Origin of the sequence: Pseudomonas anguilliseptica, from assembly GCF_900105355.1 — a bacterium.
In the GTDB taxonomy this organism is placed as follows: Bacteria; Pseudomonadota; Gammaproteobacteria; order Pseudomonadales; family Pseudomonadaceae; genus Aquipseudomonas; species Aquipseudomonas anguilliseptica.
The window spans coordinates 4374829-4390816 of sequence record NZ_FNSC01000001.1 but is presented as its reverse complement, the minus strand read 5'-3'; the positions used below and the strand labels follow the sequence as shown (position 1 = coordinate 4390816).

Genomic DNA, 15988 nt, shown 5'->3' with positions numbered 1-15988 from the left:
GGCATGATTTCTGTGCCCGAAACCCTTCCTGATGACCCCGCCGCGCTCAAGCAATTGCTCGCTGAGGTGTTGTCGTCGGCGCAGGAATTGGCCAAGGACAAGGATGGGCAGATCGAGCGCCTGCGCGAACAAAACGCGCTGTTGATCCAGCGCCTGTTCGGCCGTAAATCCGAGCAGAGCAGCGACCCGGATTCACCGCAGCTAGAGATGTTCAACGAAGCGGAAAGCCTGGCCGAAGCGGCGGCTGAAGCTCCGGCCGCTGAGGTCGAGGAAGAAGTCGTTGCGCCGACCAAGTGCCGCGGCAAGCGCAAGCCGTTACCGGCCGAACTACCGCGTGTCGAGGTCATCCACGAACTGCCCGAACACGAACTGACCTGCGAATGCGGTTGCCGCAAGCAGGCCATCGGCGAAGAAACCAGCGAGCAGCTGGAAATCATCCCGATGCAGGTTCAGGTGATCCGCCACGTTCGCAAGACCTATGCCTGCAAGGCCTGCGAAAGCGCGCCGGTCACCGCTGACAAACCGGCCCAACTGATCGAGAAAAGGCTGGCCAGCCCGAGCGTGCTGGCGATGCTGCTGACCAGCAAATACGCCGACGGCATCCCACTGTATCGCTTCGAAAAGATGCTCAGTCGCCATGGCATCGACATCCCCCGGCAGACCCTGGCGCGCTGGGTGATCCAGTGCGGCGAACTGCTACAACCGTTGCTCAACCTGATGCGCGACAGGCTGCTGGACAGTCCGGTGATCCACTGCGATGAAACCCGCGTGCAGGTGCTCAAGGAGCCTGGGCGCGATCCGAGCAGCCACTCCTGGATGTGGGTGCAGACCGGTGGCCCGCCTGGCAAACCGGTGATCCTCTTCGACTACACAACCAGCCGCGCGCAGGAGGTGCCGCTGCGCCTGCTCGACGGTTATCGCGGCTACCTGATGACCGACGATTACGCCGGCTACAACGCCGTGGCCGCACAACAAGGTGTTGAGCGCCTGGCCTGCTGGGCGCATGCGCGGCGCAAGTTCGTCGAAGCGCAAAAGGTGCAACCGAAGGGCAAAACCGGGCGTGCCGACATCGCGTTGGGGATGATCAACAAGCTCTACGGCATCGAGCGCGAACTTAAGGATGCCAGCGATGAACAGCGCTACCGGGGCCGCCAGCAGCACAGCCTACCGCTCCTCGATCAGCTCAAGACCTGGCTGGAGAAAACCCAGCCGCAGGTCACGGCGCAGAATGCCCTGGGCAAAGCAGTGAACTACCTGGCGAGCAACTGGAGCCGACTCGAACGCTACATCGAGGCTGGCCACCTGCCGATCGATAACAACGCTGCCGAGCGCGCGATCCGGCCCTTCGTCATAGGTCGCAAGAACTGGCTGTTCAGCGACACGCCGAAAGGCGCGACCGCCAGCGCCCAACTCTACAGCCTGGTGGAAACCGCCAAGACCAATGGCCAGGAGCCCTACGCCTGGCTGCGCCATGTCCTCGAACGCCTGCCGCTGGCCAACAGCGTTGAAGCCTACGAAGCGCTGCTGCCTTGGAACTGCCAACCAACGACGCCACTGTAAAACGCAAAACCTCTCCAGAGGGAGGTGGGGTCTATGGAGCGCTTACGGTATAACGCAGCATCAGGCGATGGATGAACGCCTGTGGAGTGGAGCGACAACCGCCGCGCTTGCCTACCGGCACGATCTGCGCGTTGGGGCAGTGCTCCAGTACCGCAGGATTGACCAGATCATCGATCATTACGATCTCGGCCTGGTTCAGAGCCTTGACCGCCTTGAGGGTCAGCAGCTCCGGGTCGCCGGGGCCTGCGCCTACCAGCCAGACTTTTGCGCTCATATTGATCTCCTCAGGCCTCGTGTGTTTCGGATGGCGGCAACAAAAAAGGCGTCCCGCTAGTCTCCTAGCGAGGACGCCTTTGTCCAAGTCCCGTTTTATCGGGAAGTGCAACCTTCTTCGTTGAGGCCGCGCTTTATTAAATTGTGCGATTACCAATGCAGAGCCTGTGCCAACTTGCGTAGTGTGTATTCTCAAGGATTATCAGCAAGTTACAGCTTATTTGCGAAGTTTTTACGCACCACTTAAGGGCGTTATGCGCGCTATTGGTGCGCAGGCGGTGCTTTTAACGCAGCAGCCCGATCAGCAGGAGAAGATTCAGCAGCAGGGAAAACAACGCGACGCTGCGCCAGACCAGCAGTGGTTCGCGCTCCAGTAACGGACGTGGCCGGCTATTCAGGGATTTACGTTCTGCCTGCTCCAGGTTGAGCAGCCATTCTTCGGCGGTTTCATAGCGCTGTTTTGGTTCGGCGCTGAGGGCACGGTTGAGGCTGTCGTCGACCCAGTTGGGTAAATCTGGCCGGTAGCGGCTGGCTGGGATCGGTTGGCCGAAGCGCGGATGCTGGAAGGCTTCAATCTCGCCGTAGGGATAATGCCCGGTAAGCAGGAAATACAGGGTAACGCCTGCACTGTAGAGATCCTGTTGCGGGCTGGGCGCTGCACCGGTAAAGGCTTCCGGAGCTATATAGCTGGGGGTGCCGGGCAGCTCGCAGGCGCCATCGCGGGTCAGGCCGGGGCAGTAGGCCAGGCCGAAATCCAGCACGCGCAGTTCGCCGTCATCGCCCCACAGCAGGTTTTCTGGCTTGATATCACGGTGCAGGATATTGCGCCGATGCAGCATACCCAGAGCCTTGATCAGCCTAGGGGCAATGTCCAGCCATTCCGGTAGCCCGAGTGGGCCGCTCAGGCGCAGGTGTTCGGCCAGGGTTTGCCCGGCGTACTCGCGCTGCACGTAATACAGATGCTGACGTTGCGGCAGTGGATGCACTTCGGCGAAGAAGCGCCCGGCTACGCGACGCAGAAACCATTCTTCAAGCAGCAGCGCGGGGCCGGCTTGCGACTCATCGCTGCGGTTGGGCGGCAGCGTTTTCAGCAGCCAACGCCGTGCTTGGCTATCGCGCACCCGGTAGACCAGCGATTGACGCGATTCGGCCAGCAGTCGTTCGATCTGCCAGCCTTCGAAGTTCTGCCCTTCACGCAGTTTGGCCGGTAGCGGCCAGTGCTGCAGTTGCGCCAGGGTGTCGGCCAGATCGCTTTGCGGCAATGCCTCGACGCGCAGCAACAGAGCACTGGCATTGTCCTGACTGCCAGCCAGGTGCGCGGCATTGACCAGTGCACGGCTGGCGGCAGGCAAATCCTGCTCATCATGGAGGATGCGCTGAATGCCCGCGTCGCCCAGGGTGGCCCAGATACCGTCGCTGACCAGTACGAAACATTCACCTTCGCGCAGCTCGCCATCCAGGTAATCCATCACCAGATGCTGATCCAGGCCCATGGCGCGCTTGAGTACATGCTGCATGCCGGGTTGTTCCCACACATGGTCTTCGCTGAGGCGTTCGAGCGTACCGTCCAGCCAGCGATAGGCGCGGCAGTCGCCGACATGCGCCAGGGTAAAGCGTCGGCCGCGCAGGATCAGCGCGCTCAGGGTGGTAAGCAACGGCTGACCACCGCCATTGGCTTGCAGCCAGCGGTTGTGCGCGACCAGTACGCGGTCCAGCGATTGGGTCACCGCCCAGGTTTCCGGGGTGGAGTAGTAATCCAGTGCCAGGGCCTGCAGGGTGGCACGGGCGGCCAGACCGCCGTCGGCGCATTGGCTAACGCCATCGGCGATGGCAAACAGGTAGCCCTTGCTGGCTGCCAGTGCCGGAGCCGGGGTGACCACGCGAATGGCGTCCTGATTTTCGCTGCGTGGGCCGGTGGCGCTGGCTTCGCCAAAGGTCAGTTGCAAGGCCATGCAGAGGTTCCTGGGTCGTTGGCTGAGGAAGCGCTGAGGCAAAGGCGAGGCTGGTGAGGCAGCTAAGGAGAGCCGCTGCCGACTTCTCCCGCCTTTCCTGACCAGTGCAATAAGCGCTGCCAGTCAGCCCCGCCTTTGCCTCAGTGCTCCAAGGGGTTGGTGTGGGGTGGATCGCGCTTTACCGATCCACCGTTGCTTTGTGGTGGATGAATAAAGCGTCATCCACCCTACATTCGGCAGTTACACCCGAGCGGCGGTGACTGCGGCGCTGCCCCAGGTGGTGCGCCAGCGCAGCTTGACCCCGTAGAGGCCGAACCAGGCGAGTACGCCGAGGCTGGCGAACAGCCACAAGCCGAGCTGGTAATCACCGGTCTGCTGCTTGATGGTGCCCAGGCCTGCGGCGAGGAGGAAGCCGCCGATGCCGCCGGCCATGCCGATCAGCCCGGTCATCACGCCGATTTCCTTGCGAAAGCGCTGTGGCACCAGCTGGAACACCGCGCCGTTACCCGCACCGAGACCAAGCATGGCGGTGACGAACAGGGTCAGCGCGGCTGCCGAGCTTTCCAGATTGAAGCCGACAGCGGCAATGCTCAGGGAGGCCAGGGTGTACATCATCAGCAGCGAGCGGATGCCACCGATACGGTCGGCCAGTGCGCCGCCCAATGGACGCATCAGGCTGCCGGCGCAGACGCAGGCGGCGGTGTAGTAGCCGGCAGTCACCGGGCTCAGGCCGTACTGGTCGTTAAAGTAACCGGGCAGGGCGCTGGCCAGGCCGATAAAGCCGCCGAAGGTCACGCTGTAGAAAAACATAAACCACCAGCTGTCACGGTCACCCAGGGCTTTCAGGTAGTCAGCCAAGGCTTTGGGCTTGGGCCGCTCAGGGGCATTCTTGGCGAGCAGGGCAAAGATCAACAGGGTTGCCAGCAGTGGGATCAGTGCCCAGCCGAAGACATTCTGCCAGCCGAACAGCGCCGCCAGACCGGGAGCAAACAGTGCGGCCAGTACAGTGCCGGAGTTGCCTGCACCGGCAATGCCCATGGCCTTGCCCTGATGCTGCGGCGGATACCACTGCGAGGCCAGCGGCAGAGCGACGGCAAATGCGGCACCGGCAAAACCGAGGAACAGGCCCAATAACAAGGCATGTTCATAGCTGCTGATGCCAATCTGCCAGGCGCAGAACAACGCCACGATGACGATGATCTGGCCAATCAGGCCGGCGCTCTTGGGCGATAGGCGATCAGCCAGAAAGCCCATCAGCAAGCGCAGCACGGCGCCGGCGAGGATCGGCGTGGCAACCATCAGGCCGCGCTGTTGCGCGGTCAGGTCCAGATCGGTGGCGATCTGCACAGCTAGTGGGCCGAGCACGTACCAGACCATAAAGCTCAGGTCGAAATACAGAAACGCGGCGAACAAGGTTGGGGCGTGGCCGGATTTCCAGAAACTTGTATTCATCGAAAACCTCATTCAGCAAAAAAGGGTCCCGGTGGGGTGCGGTACGCCATGGTCGTGGACATGGCGGCCGCAACCCATCTGGGAGGTGGTGTACTTGTGGTACGCCACCCTGAGGAACAGGCTCTGTTGACGCTTCGACGCGATTGTGGAGCAACATCAACAGACCCTCCGCCGCAGCTGGGTTGAGAGAGTTATCAGCGCAAGCCCTGGATCGCAGGGCAGGTGCCAGCCCCAAACGCTGGGGCGTAAAACGCAAAACGCCGCATAAGCCGAGCGCCAGGGGCGAGGTTTATGCGACGTCTTTGTCGTTTGTTGAGCAGCCGCCATTGGCTACCTGTAACAGGGCTATAGCAAGAGCTGCGCCAACCGGGCAATCCATGGATTCACGGGGCTTTAAGCTGTTGTATAGCTGCGCCTGTGCTGCAAAAGGAGGCGCTGGCGGACGATTTGCCCTTGAATGGGGCGCAGAATCTGTTCCCGGTTCTGGCAAACCAGGTTGGGAAAGGGCAGGCCGCGATGGGCCTTGGTTCGAGCGCGTCAGCTGATAAGCGTTAGCACGCTGCAGCGTGACTCACTTGGTCTGGCGTCGGCGGCGATACTTGCAGCCTGGGTCGGTAAGGGAAGGGTCAGGAGGGCCAGAGCGAGTAGGTTGCTCAAGAGCCCAGCGTGGCGGACATGGCTGCGCGTGGTTGGCATAGCAACTCCCCTGCTTTTGTTGTTATGCCTAAGGCGTAGCAGAGGATGCCCCAGCTGTCACGGCGGTAGCCGAATAATTGCGCAATTAAGCCGCGATCTGCTCGTGTTGTCGCGATCAGGCATGATCAGGGAGCAATCCCCCGCCTTATGCCGGTAAACCCAGATTACTTGCCCAGCCAGTTGACCTTGCTGAATTTGCTGCTGAAAGTCGCCGGCATCTGCACCACTTTGCCCAGTTTGTAGTTGAAGAACACAAATCCGGACTTGGCCATGGCCACCAGTGCGTTGTCGGCAGGGCGGGTGACGCGGAAGGTAATGTCGCCGCCATAGGTGTTGAAGTCCATCACGCCGACTTCAAACAGCAACTGATCGCGGGCGTGGGCCTCAGCGCGGTAGGTAGTGGCCAGGTCCGTGACGATGATGCCGGTGCCGTCTTCCGGGGTTTCTTCGATGCCGAACTCGAACAGAAAGCGTGCCCGCGCCTCGGAAATCATCGAGATCATCGAGTCGTTGCCCAGATGGTTGGCGGCGTTGATATCGGTCACCCGTACAGTCAGGTGGGTGCTGTAGCAGAACTGGTCTTCGGGAAAGTCAAGGGTCAGGCGGGCCATGGGCAAAATCGCTGTCGAGAAAGATCGACAGTTTACCCACTAGGGGTAGACGCCATCCATGGCTGCATACGCCCGCGCCAGTTAATGCGCGGGAAAGCGGCGAATGCCCTGTAGTTCGCTTTCCACTTCCATGCGCTGCGGCCGCTCAAGGTGCAGGCGTTTCTCGAGGAAGCCGCGCGTGGTCAGGGCTGATAAACGGCATGCGCTGGGTGGTTTCCAGCGGTGGGCTGTAACCATAGAAATGGCTGAGCGCGTAGCTGGTTCGTTCACCCACGGCCAGCAGGATAAACAGCGATAGCACCCACAGCAGGCGCGGCACTGGCACGCCGCGTGCCTTGCGCACCAAGCCTGCGGCCAGCAGATAGAGCGCGCCTTGGCCGGCTACTGTGGCGAGGGCAATCAAGGCAAAACCAGCGCTCGCTGGATTCCGATGAGCCCAATTAGAGATGCACGAAGCCTTGCCCCTAAGGCGGCTGGTTTAAGCGAGGCTTAACCCAGAGACATTTTTAACGGTGCAGGCTGTTAAGCCAGTAGAAGGTCACCCGCGCACCTTCGGTGCTAGGGCCGTAGTTATCCTGAACGTAAGCGCCGGCTTTGAAGTAGAGCAGTTGCGTGCTCCAGTATCCGCTCAGTTGCTGGTAGAACGAGCCATTATCACCATGACTGCTGGTGACTTTGACGCCGAGCTTGCCGCTTGGGGTGATGCGCAGCTCGTAGCTGAAGCGTTGGTTCAGTTGGATATTTTCTGCCAGCAGGATGTTCTGTACGCCGCTGTCACCCGGACGCTTGCGCAGTAGCAGTTCGAGGCGGCCGACGCCGCGCAGATAGTGGTACTGCAATTTCAGTAGGGGGTCGTTGTTGCTGCCGGGTTCGTCCTTGCTGTGGATCTGAGCGATCACGATCTTGTTCCTGCTCGGCACCTGATTGACCGTCAACACCGCGCTCAGGTAGCTGTCGGTGCTGGCGTGATACCAGTTGCTCAGGCTGCCATCGGCCTGGGTTTCACGCAGTTCGCTGCGTGGGTAGCGGGCGTCGGTGGTGCGCGAGCCGTTGACTGGTACCCAGAAGGTCACACTGTTATCGGCGTTGCGGCGGAAATACTGGCCGCTGTAACCATTGTTCAGGCGGGCTGTGCTGATGGTGCTCGGCGCGGGTGCGCTGGGCACGGAGAGATTCCAGGTAGTGAGGTCGAGCACTGGTGGGCCTTAGTGAAGAGGGGGGACTCCTGTTCGTCGAATATCACTGGATGAAGTTCAATCAGCCTGATCGGCGGCTAATCGTCTTTGCCGTCGCGCCAGGCAGGGGGAGCGCGACGGGCAAATCCGTGCCTCACGCAGCCGGACGTTGCTGTTTCTGATAGAGGAACTCCAACACGGCGGCGCGGTATTCGTGGTAGCGCGAGTCATGGGCCAAGGCAATGCGATCACGTGGGCGCTGCAGTTCCACCTGAAGAATCTCGCCGACACTGGCCGCCGGGCCGTTGCTCATCATCACAATGCGGTCGGACAGCAGCACGGCCTCGTCGACATCGTGGGTGATCATGATCACGGTATTGCCGAGGTCGGCGTGGATCTCCATCAGCGAGTCCTGCAGGTGGGCGCGGGTCAGGGCGTCCAGCGCGCCGAAGGGTTCGTCCATCAGCAATACCTTGGGCTGCATGGCCAGGGCGCGGGCGATGCCGATGCGCTGTTTCATTCCGCCAGATATCTCGTTAGGGCGCTTGTCCTTGGCGTGCATCATGTGCACCAGTTGCAGGTTGTGTTCGATCCAGTCGCGCATTTCGCTGCGCGATTTCTTGCCCTGGAACACCTGGCGAACCGCCAATTCGACGTTCTGGTAGCAGCTTAGCCAGGGCAGTAGGCTGTGGTTCTGGAACACCACCGCGCGCTCGGGGCCAGGCTCGTCGACTTCGCGGCCGTCAAGGATAACCCCGCCGGTGGTGGCCTTGTAGAGACCGGCGACTATGTTCAGTACGGTGGACTTACCGCAGCCGGAGTGGCCGATCAGGGAAACGAATTCGCCCTTGTTGATACGCAGATTGACGTTCTGCAGCGCACGGTACAGTCCCTTGTCGGTGGGAAAATCGATGCCGACGCCGGTCAGTTCGAGGTGTGAATGGCTCATGGGAAGTCTCCTGATTAGCGCAGTACGGCATTCTTGTCCCAGCTGAACTGGCGTTGCAGCAGGAGCATAAGGCGGTCGAGGGCAAAGCCGATCAGGCCGATGACGATCACCGCCACCATGATCCGACCGAGGGAGTTGGAGCTGCCGTTCTGGAATTCATCCCAGATGAACTTACCCAGGCCCGGGTTCTGCGCCAGCATCTCGGCTGCGATCAGTACCATCCAGCCGGTGCCGAGCGACATGCGCAGGCCGGTAAAAATCATCGGCACTGCGGCGGGCAGGACGATGCGTCTTACATGCGACAGTGGCGACAGGCTCAGCACCTTACTGACGTTGTTCAGATCCTGTTCGATGCTGGCCACGCCCACCGTGGTGTTGATCACCGTCGGCCACAGGCAGCACAGCGCCACAGTGATAGCCGAGGTCAGGAAAGATTTGGCGAATAGTGGGTCGTCGCTGACATACAGCGCGCTGACCAGCATGGTCACCAGCGGCAGCCAGGCCAGTGGGGATACCGGTTTAAACACCTGGATCAGCGGGTTGATGACGGTGTAGATGCTCTTGCTCAGGCCGCAAACGATGCCCAGTGGAATGGCGATCAGCGAGGCGATGACAAAGCCGGCCATCACGGTGTAGAGGCTGGTGAAGATCTGCTGGATAAAGGTTGGCTTGCCGGTATAGGGGCGCACTTTTATCTCGGCGTCGGGTTTTTTCGCCAGCAGGGTGGCGTTACGCGCATCCTGGCGCTCATAGAAGGTTTGAGCTTTTTCACGCTCCTTGAAATGGGCGCTTACCAGGCCGGAAAACTGTTCGGAGACCTGCACTGGGCCGGGGAATTGGCCAAGGCTGGTCTGAATATTGTTAGCCAGCAATTGCCAGCACAGCAGGAAGCCGATGATGCCCAGCATGGGTAATACCAGGGCCGGTGTCCAACGCTTGAAGAGCGCACTACTGCGAGCTGTTTTCAGTGTTTCGGTAATCGGGGTGGCGACGCTCGGATTGCTCATCGTCCTATCCTCTTTGTTAGGAGGGAGCCGGCGTACCGGCCCCGGGAGTACCTGGTTAGATCTGCGTGTCGCCCTTCAGACCGATCTCGAACTGCTCGAGGTAGGCATTAGGCTTGCGACCGTCGTAAGGCACATCGTCGATGGTGTCGGTCAGCGCTGCACGAAAGCCATCGTCATCGGCCGGCGGGAAATCGCTGGCGCTGAACTTGCCTTCTGCCACCAGTTCGGCAGCGGCTTCACGATAGATATCTGGCAGATAGACCTTCTTGGCCATCTCCAGGTACCAGCTGTCCGGCTTGGCTTCGGCGATCTGGCCCCAGCGGCGCATCTGTGTCAGGTACCACACGGCATCGGAGTAGTAGGGATAGGTGGCGTGGTAGCGGAAAAACACGTTGAAGTCTGGCACCTCGCGCTTGTCACCCTTCTCGAACTCGAAGGTGCCGGTCATCGAGTTGGCGATCACTTTGGCGTCGGCGCCGACGTACTCAGGACGGGAAAGGATCTCCACGGCTTCCTGGCGGTTGGCGTTGTTGTCTGCGTCCAACCACTGGCCGGCGCGAATCAGCGCCTTGACCACGCGCTTGTGCGTTTCCGGGTTGGCGTCGGCCCAGCTCTTGGATACGCCGAAGACTTTCTCCGACATGTTCTTGCGGATGGAGTAGTCGGCGACTACCGGCACGCCAATGCCCTTGAACACGGCCGCCTGGTTCCACGGCTCGCCAACGCTGTAGCCGTGGATGGTGCCGGCTTCCAAGGTGGCGGGCATCTGCGGCGGCGGGGTTACCGAAAGCAGAGCCTTGGCGTCGATCTGGCCGCTGGTGTCGCCTTTGTGCGGGGCGTAATAGCCCGGGTGGATGCCGCCGGCAGCGAGCCAGTAGCGCAGTTCGTAGTTATGCGTGGACACCGGAAACACCATGCCCAGGTTGAAGGACTTGCCGCCGGCGTTGAACTTCTCGATCACCGGCTTCAGGGCGTCGGCCTTGATCGGGTGCACAGGTTTGCCGCCTTCCATCGGCACGTGCTTCTTCATCTCCTCCCAGACTGCATTGGAGACGGTGATGGCGTTGCCGTTGAGGTCCATGGTAAACGCGGTGACCACGTCGGCCTTGGTGCCGAAACCGATGGTGGCGCCGATCGGTTGGCCGGAGAGCATGTGTGCGCCGTCCAGTTCGCCGTCGATCACCCGATCCAGCAGCACTTTCCAGTTGGCCTGGGCTTCTAGGGTGACGTACAGACCTTCATCTTCGAAGAAACCTTTCTCGTAGGCGATGGCCAACGGCGCCATATCGGTCAGTTTGATAAAGCCAAACTTCAGCTCGTCTTTCTCCGCTTCAGCGGCGAGGGCCATTTGCAGGCTTAGCGGTGACAGCATCATGGCCGCGGCACAGCCTAGGCCAGTTAACGTTTTCTTCAGTAGTGAACGGCGAGCAATGGAGTTGCGCATAGTGCTTCCTCAAGTCCCAGAAACGAAAAAAGACGTCGCAGACATCGCCGCCAGTAATGGCGGGGTGTCTTTGACGTCTTTGTCAATTCGTCCTGATCACCGCCGTTGGCGATCTGAAGACGGGTGTTGGCTAGTGCCTGAGGGTGAATAAGCAAAGGGCTTGCCAGCTTTAGCTGGCGACTGCTACGGCGCGTTTGGGATGGTGTTGTGACGGTAAGTAATGATTTATAAATAGGCTTATATATCTATATAAATCAGTTAGTTACTTACTGTATCTAGTAATAACTTTAAGTTCAAATTTCATGGCGATGTCTTCCTGAAGTTGGCCCATATCGCTCTGCCGCAGATTCTGCGAGCCAATGCTGTGCATGGCTAACTGCTGCCAAGCGCTTTTGCTTCGCCTTGGTGCCGGGGGCGCCCAGGTGTTGATCGCGTACCGCTAGCTTAGCGGGACAGCGATTTACCCTGAGCTTCCTCGACAAATTCCTTGAGCCAGCGCAGCACCTCCACCGCCTCCCAGCGCGAGGGGTCGAACATGGCATAGGCCAGGCCCTGATAACCGACTACATCCAGCTGGCGGTGATAGCCGGCGCGCTGCAGCAAGGCTTCGATCTCGGCAAAGCAGGTGTTGAAGTGCACTCGGGAAAACGGCGTTTTACCCTCGGTAACGATGCCTTCAAGCTGCAATTCATTGACTGTGGCCCGGACTTTTTCCAAAGGCATGCGGTTTACGCTGTGTTTCAGCTGCAGTACGTCGAGCATCTGGGTACTCCTGTTAATGCCTTGTATGGGCCCGATCTGCCGGGCGGTATGGTTGGCTGGATGGCATAGCCAAGGGTAATCGAAAAATACTGTACAAATAAACAGTATTCGATAATAGTAAGCCCAAGGCCTTAACCGGCACCTACTCGATCACTCGCGCCATCTGCCCGCAAAGCCAATGGCTACAGGCACTGCAGAGGAGTCACTAACAATGCAACAGATGCTGATGACAATTGTGCTGTTGGGTCTTTTGGCTGGCTGTGCGCAGCCGCAGCTTGAGCAACCCAGGGCCAATGGCACCTACCTGGTGATTGAGAACGGCCTGGCTTGGGCCGTGCTGGTATCCGACGGAAAGCGCGTGGAAGAGCAGGGCACGGTGGTGGATGTGATCAGGCAGCCGAGCGAGAATTCTGCCGTGGCGGCCAGTTATGTGATTGAAACGGCCAACTGCGGCCGCGTGCAGTGGCTGAGCGAACGCTCGGATGCGGCGGATGGCATGACCAACCTGATGTCGCTGCACAGCAACAATCAACTCGGGCAGAGTGGCTGCGTCATCAGCAGTGGTCTAAGCAAGGTTTGGACGGTGCTGGATTACTCCGGCTGAAACGAAAGAGGGCACCCTAAGGTGCCCTCTTTTTGCTACTCGTCGGCCTTGGCCTTCTTGGCGGGTAACAGACCGTCTGCGCGGAACATCGTTTTTATCCCGCGAATCGCCTGACGGGTGCGGTCCTGGTTTTCGATCAGGGCAAAGCGCACATGGTCATCACCGTAGTCGTCAAAGCCGATACCTGGCGAGACGCAGACCTTGGCCTCCAGCAGCAGCTTCTTGGCGAACTCCAGCGAGCCGAGCTGCGCGTACTGCTCGGGAATTTTTGCCCAGACATACATCGAGGCTTTCGGATTTTCGACCATCCAGCCCAGCTCGTGCAGGCCTTTGACCAGCAGATTGCGGCGCTGGCGGTATTGCTCGGCGATATCGCGCACACATTGCTGATCACCTTCCAGCGCGGCAATCGCCGCCACCTGCAGCGGGGTGAAGGTGCCGTAGTCGTGGTAACTCTTGATCCGCGCCAGGGCGCTGACCAGCTCCTTGTTACCGACCATGAAGCCGATGCGCCAGCCGGCCATGTTGTAGCTTTTGGACAGGGTGAAGAACTCCACGGCAATGTCTTTGGCGCCCGGCACCTGCATGATCGACGGGGCTTTCCAGCCGTCGTAGACGATATCGGCGTAGGCCAGGTCGTGGATCACCAGCACGTCATATTGTTTGGCCAGAGCCACCACGCGCTCGAAGAAGTCCAGCTCCACGCACTGTGCAGTGGGGTTGGAGGGGAAGCCGAGGATCATCATCTTCGGCTTGGGGATCGACTCGCGAATCGCCCGTTCCAGCTCGGCGAAGAAGTCCACGCCGGGAATCAGCGGTACCGAACGCACCTGTGCGCCAGCGATTACCGCGCCGTAGATATGAATCGGGTAGCTGGGGTTGGGTACCAGTACCGTGTCGCCATGATCCAGGGTGGCCAGCATCAAGTGCGCCAGACCTTCCTTGGAACCGATAGTGACGATGGCTTCGCTTTCCGGGTCGATCTCGACTTCGTAGCGGTCCTTGTACCAGCGCGAGATGGCGCGGCGCAGGCGCGGGATACCGCGGGAAGTGGAGTAGCCGTGGGTGTCTTCACGCTGGGCGACCTGCACCAGTTTTTCGACGATATGCGGCGGCGTAGGGCCATCCGGGTTGCCCATGCTGAAGTCGATGATGTCTTCGCCACGGCGACGCGCGGCCATCTTCAATTCGGCAGTGATGTTGAAAACGTAGGGGGGGAGTCGATCTATGCGCGCAAAGCGGCGCGAAGCTTGGTCAGCCATGCTTTCCTCGGATACGTAAGCGCCCGGAACCGTCCGAGCGACGTTGGCCAGTGCGCTGGCCAGGCGGCGAAGATAAGCGCTGCTGCAGAGCTTTGTCGAGCCCCATAGCAACGCTGGTTTCAGGTCGGAATCTGTCGTTTCAGGCGCAGCAGCAAATCGGCCAGCAGTTCGATATCGGCATCCATGGTGCGCCACGACGAGACGCTCAGGCGAAAGGCCGGGCGGCCCTGCCAAATTGTCGGGCCGAACCAGACTTCGCCGCTGGCCTGCGCCGCTTCGCGAATGGCCACGGTCTGTGCGTCGTTATCGCCGCGCACCAGTACCTGATTGAGTACTACACGGTTGAGTACGGGGTAACCGCCATCGCGCAGGCGCTCGGCCAGCCGACCGGCCTGGCGAATATGCCGGTCGATCAGTTCGCGCAGGCCATCGCGGCCGAGGCTGGCCAGTGCCGCCCAGATCGCCACGCCGCGGGCGCGGCGGGAGAACTCCAGGGTCAGGTTCTTCTGCGCGTCTTTGCTCGCGCTGGCATAGGCGGCGTCGCTGTTCATCGCCGTGGCCAGGGCATCGGCATCACGGCAGATGGTCATGGCGCCGTCGTAGGGGGTGTTTAGCCACTTGTGGCCGTCGCAGGTCCAGCTGTCGGCCAGCTCCACGCCAGTGGCCAGATGCGCAGAAGAGGAGGCGCGGGCCCATAGGCCGAAGGCGCCGTCGACATGCACCCAGGCTCCGACGGCCTTGGCTCTGGGGATCAGCTCGGCGAACGGGTCGAATTCGCCGGTGTTCACCTCGCCGGCTTGCAGGCAGAGGATGCTCAGGTCATCTAGAGCCGGCAGCTGCGCCGGGTCGATGCGGCCTTGGGCGCCGGTGGGGGCGACAATCAGCCGGTTTATGCCGAAACCGAGGATGCGAAGGGCCTTCTTCACCGTGATGTGGCAGGTGGCGGAAACTACTACGCGCACTTCCGGCGCACCAATCAGGCCATCGCCATCGAAGTCCCAGCCTTTGCGCGCCAGCAGTGCGCGGCGCGCGGCCGACAGGCTGGCCAGGGTGCAGGCGGTGGCGCTGGTGCCGAAGCCGACGGCGCTGCTACGCGGCAGATCGAGAGCATCCAGTACCCAGCGTCCGGCGGTGCGCTCCAGCACATCGGCGACCGGCGCATTGTCGAAGGAGGAAGCGCACTGGTCCCAGGCCAGCACCATGCGTTCCGCTGCGGCGGCTGCGGGTAGGGCGGCGCCGATGACGAAGCCAAAGTAGCGCGGGCCGTTGCTGGCCACGGTGGCGGGCGAGCCGATCTCATCCAGCTGGCGTAGCACTTCCAGATCATTCAGGCCCTGTTCGGGCAGTGGCTGCTCGAATGCCTGTAGTGCGGCTATGGCGGTGGGTGAGGGGTAGACCGGACGGCTGTCGATGCCATCGTAATAGCCGAGGGCGCGGCGATCCGCTTCGGCCAGTAGCTGGCGTTCTTCATGGGAGGTGGGCATGGCACTCTCGGCGGTGGGCGATGATGCCTTCACCTTAGCCAGTCAGGGCCTGCTAGCGCAGATACACAGTTGTAGGAAGTGAGCCGTACAGTTGAAGTTGCTACGGTACTGATGGGGTAACAGTGCAAGGTTGACCGGTACAGTTATGGCGCCCGTAGGTCGGGCGCCGCTGCTTGTTTCAGTCGCCGAGCATGTCGTGCATGGCGATGATCTGTTCGGCCACCTGCGCCAGTTTCTGCTGACGGCTCATGGCCTGGCGGCGCATCAGGGTGTAGGCCTGTTCCTCGTCGCAGCTTTTCATCTTCATCAACAGGCCCTTGGCCAATTCGATGCGTTTGCGTTCAGCCAGCTGGGCATCGCGGGCCTGCAGTTGTGCGCGCAGCGCCTGGTCGCTCTCGAAACGCGCCATGGCCACGTCGAGAATCGGCTGCAGGCGCTGGGCATGAATGCCCTCGACGATATAGGCGCTGACGCCGCTCTGAATCGCCTGGCGCATTACGCCGGGATCGTGCTCGTCGGTGAACATGACAATCGGTCGCGGCTGATCGCGGCTGACCAGCACCACCTGTTCCATCACATCGCGGCTGGGTGATTCAGTGTCGATCAGGATCACGTCAGGGCGAACTGCCTCGACCCGCTCCGGCAGGTCGATGGTCAGGCCGGATTCATCGATGACTTCGAAGCCGGCCTCGGTCAGGGCGGTTTTCAGGCGGCCGACTTTCTTGGCAGTGTCGTTGATCAGCAGGATGCGCAGCAT

14 protein-coding genes and 1 pseudogene are annotated in these 15988 nt (G+C 60.8%); 2 read left to right on the top strand and 13 right to left on the bottom strand.

The features are described 5' to 3' along the window. Positions 1-3: 3 nt before the first annotated feature. The gene (gene tnpC, locus BLW24_RS21485; protein WP_090384538.1) at positions 4-1560 is read left to right on the top strand and encodes an IS66 family transposase; all 1557 of its coding nucleotides are present in this window, start codon (positions 4-6) and stop codon (positions 1558-1560) included. Between the two features lie 49 nt (positions 1561-1609). Here the strand turns inward: tnpC and BLW24_RS21480 are convergent. The 10 genes and pseudogenes from BLW24_RS21480 to BLW24_RS21435 all read right to left on the bottom strand — a co-directional run. Beyond that, positions 1610-1834 (bottom strand): annotated as a pseudogene (locus tag BLW24_RS21480) (SAM-dependent methyltransferase); the annotation flags it as partial. 283 nt (positions 1835-2117) lie between these two features. Further along, complete coding sequence (locus tag BLW24_RS21475) at positions 2118-3785, bottom strand: bifunctional protein-serine/threonine kinase/phosphatase (protein ID WP_090386789.1); 1668 nt, start codon at positions 3783-3785, stop codon at positions 2118-2120. A gap of 240 nt (positions 3786-4025) precedes the next feature. Next, the gene (locus tag BLW24_RS21470; RefSeq protein ID WP_090386787.1) at positions 4026-5237 is read right to left on the bottom strand and encodes a nitrate/nitrite transporter; all 1212 of its coding nucleotides are present in this window, start codon (positions 5235-5237) and stop codon (positions 4026-4028) included. Positions 5238-6097: 860 nt separating this feature from the next. Then, positions 6098-6544: a thioesterase family protein gene (locus tag BLW24_RS21465; protein ID WP_090386785.1), complete on the bottom strand. Its 447-nt coding sequence runs from the start codon at positions 6542-6544 to the stop codon at positions 6098-6100. Positions 6545-6689: 145 nt separating this feature from the next. Beyond that, positions 6690-6947, bottom strand: coding sequence for a hypothetical protein (locus BLW24_RS21460; protein WP_090386783.1), 258 nt, complete (start codon positions 6945-6947; stop codon positions 6690-6692). A 103-nt stretch (positions 6948-7050) separates the two neighbouring features. Beyond that, complete coding sequence (locus tag BLW24_RS21455; RefSeq protein ID WP_090386781.1) at positions 7051-7740, bottom strand: polysaccharide lyase family 7 protein; 690 nt, start codon at positions 7738-7740, stop codon at positions 7051-7053. A 133-nt stretch (positions 7741-7873) separates the two neighbouring features. Further along, positions 7874-8668, bottom strand: coding sequence for an ABC transporter ATP-binding protein (locus BLW24_RS21450; RefSeq protein WP_090386778.1), 795 nt, complete (start codon positions 8666-8668; stop codon positions 7874-7876). A 14-nt stretch (positions 8669-8682) separates the two neighbouring features. Beyond that, a complete protein-coding gene (locus tag BLW24_RS21445) occupies positions 8683-9675 on the bottom strand; it encodes an ABC transporter permease (protein ID WP_090386775.1) in 993 nt (330 codons plus the stop codon). Positions 9676-9730: 55 nt separating this feature from the next. Next, positions 9731-11050: a CmpA/NrtA family ABC transporter substrate-binding protein gene (locus BLW24_RS21440; RefSeq protein ID WP_244161227.1), complete on the bottom strand. Its 1320-nt coding sequence runs from the start codon at positions 11048-11050 to the stop codon at positions 9731-9733. A gap of 513 nt (positions 11051-11563) precedes the next feature. Then, positions 11564-11881: a transcriptional regulator gene (locus tag BLW24_RS21435; RefSeq protein ID WP_090386771.1), complete on the bottom strand. Its 318-nt coding sequence runs from the start codon at positions 11879-11881 to the stop codon at positions 11564-11566. 211 nt (positions 11882-12092) lie between these two features. Here BLW24_RS21435 and BLW24_RS21430 point away from each other — a divergent pair, with 211 nt between their 5' ends. Continuing rightward, a complete protein-coding gene (locus BLW24_RS21430; RefSeq protein WP_090386769.1) occupies positions 12093-12485 on the top strand; it encodes a hypothetical protein in 393 nt (130 codons plus the stop codon). Positions 12486-12520: 35 nt separating this feature from the next. Here the strand turns inward: BLW24_RS21430 and alaC are convergent, their stop codons facing one another. The 3 genes from alaC to BLW24_RS21415 form a co-directional block, all read right to left on the bottom strand. Next, a complete protein-coding gene (gene alaC, locus BLW24_RS21425; RefSeq protein WP_090386767.1) occupies positions 12521-13747 on the bottom strand; it encodes an alanine transaminase in 1227 nt (408 codons plus the stop codon). A gap of 119 nt (positions 13748-13866) precedes the next feature. Beyond that, positions 13867-15231, bottom strand: a complete 1365-nt coding sequence (locus BLW24_RS21420) for a pyridoxal phosphate-dependent decarboxylase family protein (protein ID WP_090386764.1) — start codon at positions 15229-15231, stop codon at positions 13867-13869. 178 nt (positions 15232-15409) lie between these two features. Further along, positions 15410-15988, bottom strand: a complete 579-nt coding sequence (locus BLW24_RS21415; protein WP_090386762.1) for an ANTAR domain-containing response regulator — start codon at positions 15986-15988, stop codon at positions 15410-15412.

What these genes read in the sequence shown, in the direction of transcription:
- alaC (WP_090386767.1), bottom strand. Translation starts at nt 13,747, where the DNA reads ATGGCTGACCAAGCTTCGCGCCGCTTTGCGCGCATAGATCGACTCCCC.
- BLW24_RS21420 (WP_090386764.1), bottom strand. Translation starts at nt 15,231, where the DNA reads ATGCCCACCTCCCATGAAGAACGCCAGCTACTGGCCGAAGCGGATCGC.
- BLW24_RS21470 (WP_090386787.1), bottom strand. Translation starts at nt 5,237, where the DNA reads ATGAATACAAGTTTCTGGAAATCCGGCCACGCCCCAACCTTGTTCGCC.
- BLW24_RS21465 (WP_090386785.1), bottom strand. Translation starts at nt 6,544, where the DNA reads ATGGCCCGCCTGACCCTTGACTTTCCCGAAGACCAGTTCTGCTACAGC.
- BLW24_RS21475 (WP_090386789.1), bottom strand. Translation starts at nt 3,785, where the DNA reads ATGGCCTTGCAACTGACCTTTGGCGAAGCCAGCGCCACCGGCCCACGC.
- BLW24_RS21430 (WP_090386769.1), top strand. Translation starts at nt 12,093, where the DNA reads ATGCAACAGATGCTGATGACAATTGTGCTGTTGGGTCTTTTGGCTGGC.
- BLW24_RS21445 (WP_090386775.1), bottom strand. Translation starts at nt 9,675, where the DNA reads ATGAGCAATCCGAGCGTCGCCACCCCGATTACCGAAACACTGAAAACA.
- tnpC (WP_090384538.1), top strand. Translation starts at nt 4, where the DNA reads ATGATTTCTGTGCCCGAAACCCTTCCTGATGACCCCGCCGCGCTCAAG.
- BLW24_RS21450 (WP_090386778.1), bottom strand. Translation starts at nt 8,668, where the DNA reads ATGAGCCATTCACACCTCGAACTGACCGGCGTCGGCATCGATTTTCCC.
- BLW24_RS21415 (WP_090386762.1), bottom strand. Translation starts at nt 15,988, where the DNA reads ATGCTGCGCATCCTGCTGATCAACGACACTGCCAAGAAAGTCGGCCGC.
- BLW24_RS21435 (WP_090386771.1), bottom strand. Translation starts at nt 11,881, where the DNA reads ATGCTCGACGTACTGCAGCTGAAACACAGCGTAAACCGCATGCCTTTG.
- BLW24_RS21440 (WP_244161227.1), bottom strand. Translation starts at nt 11,050, where the DNA reads ATGATGCTGTCACCGCTAAGCCTGCAAATGGCCCTCGCCGCTGAAGCG.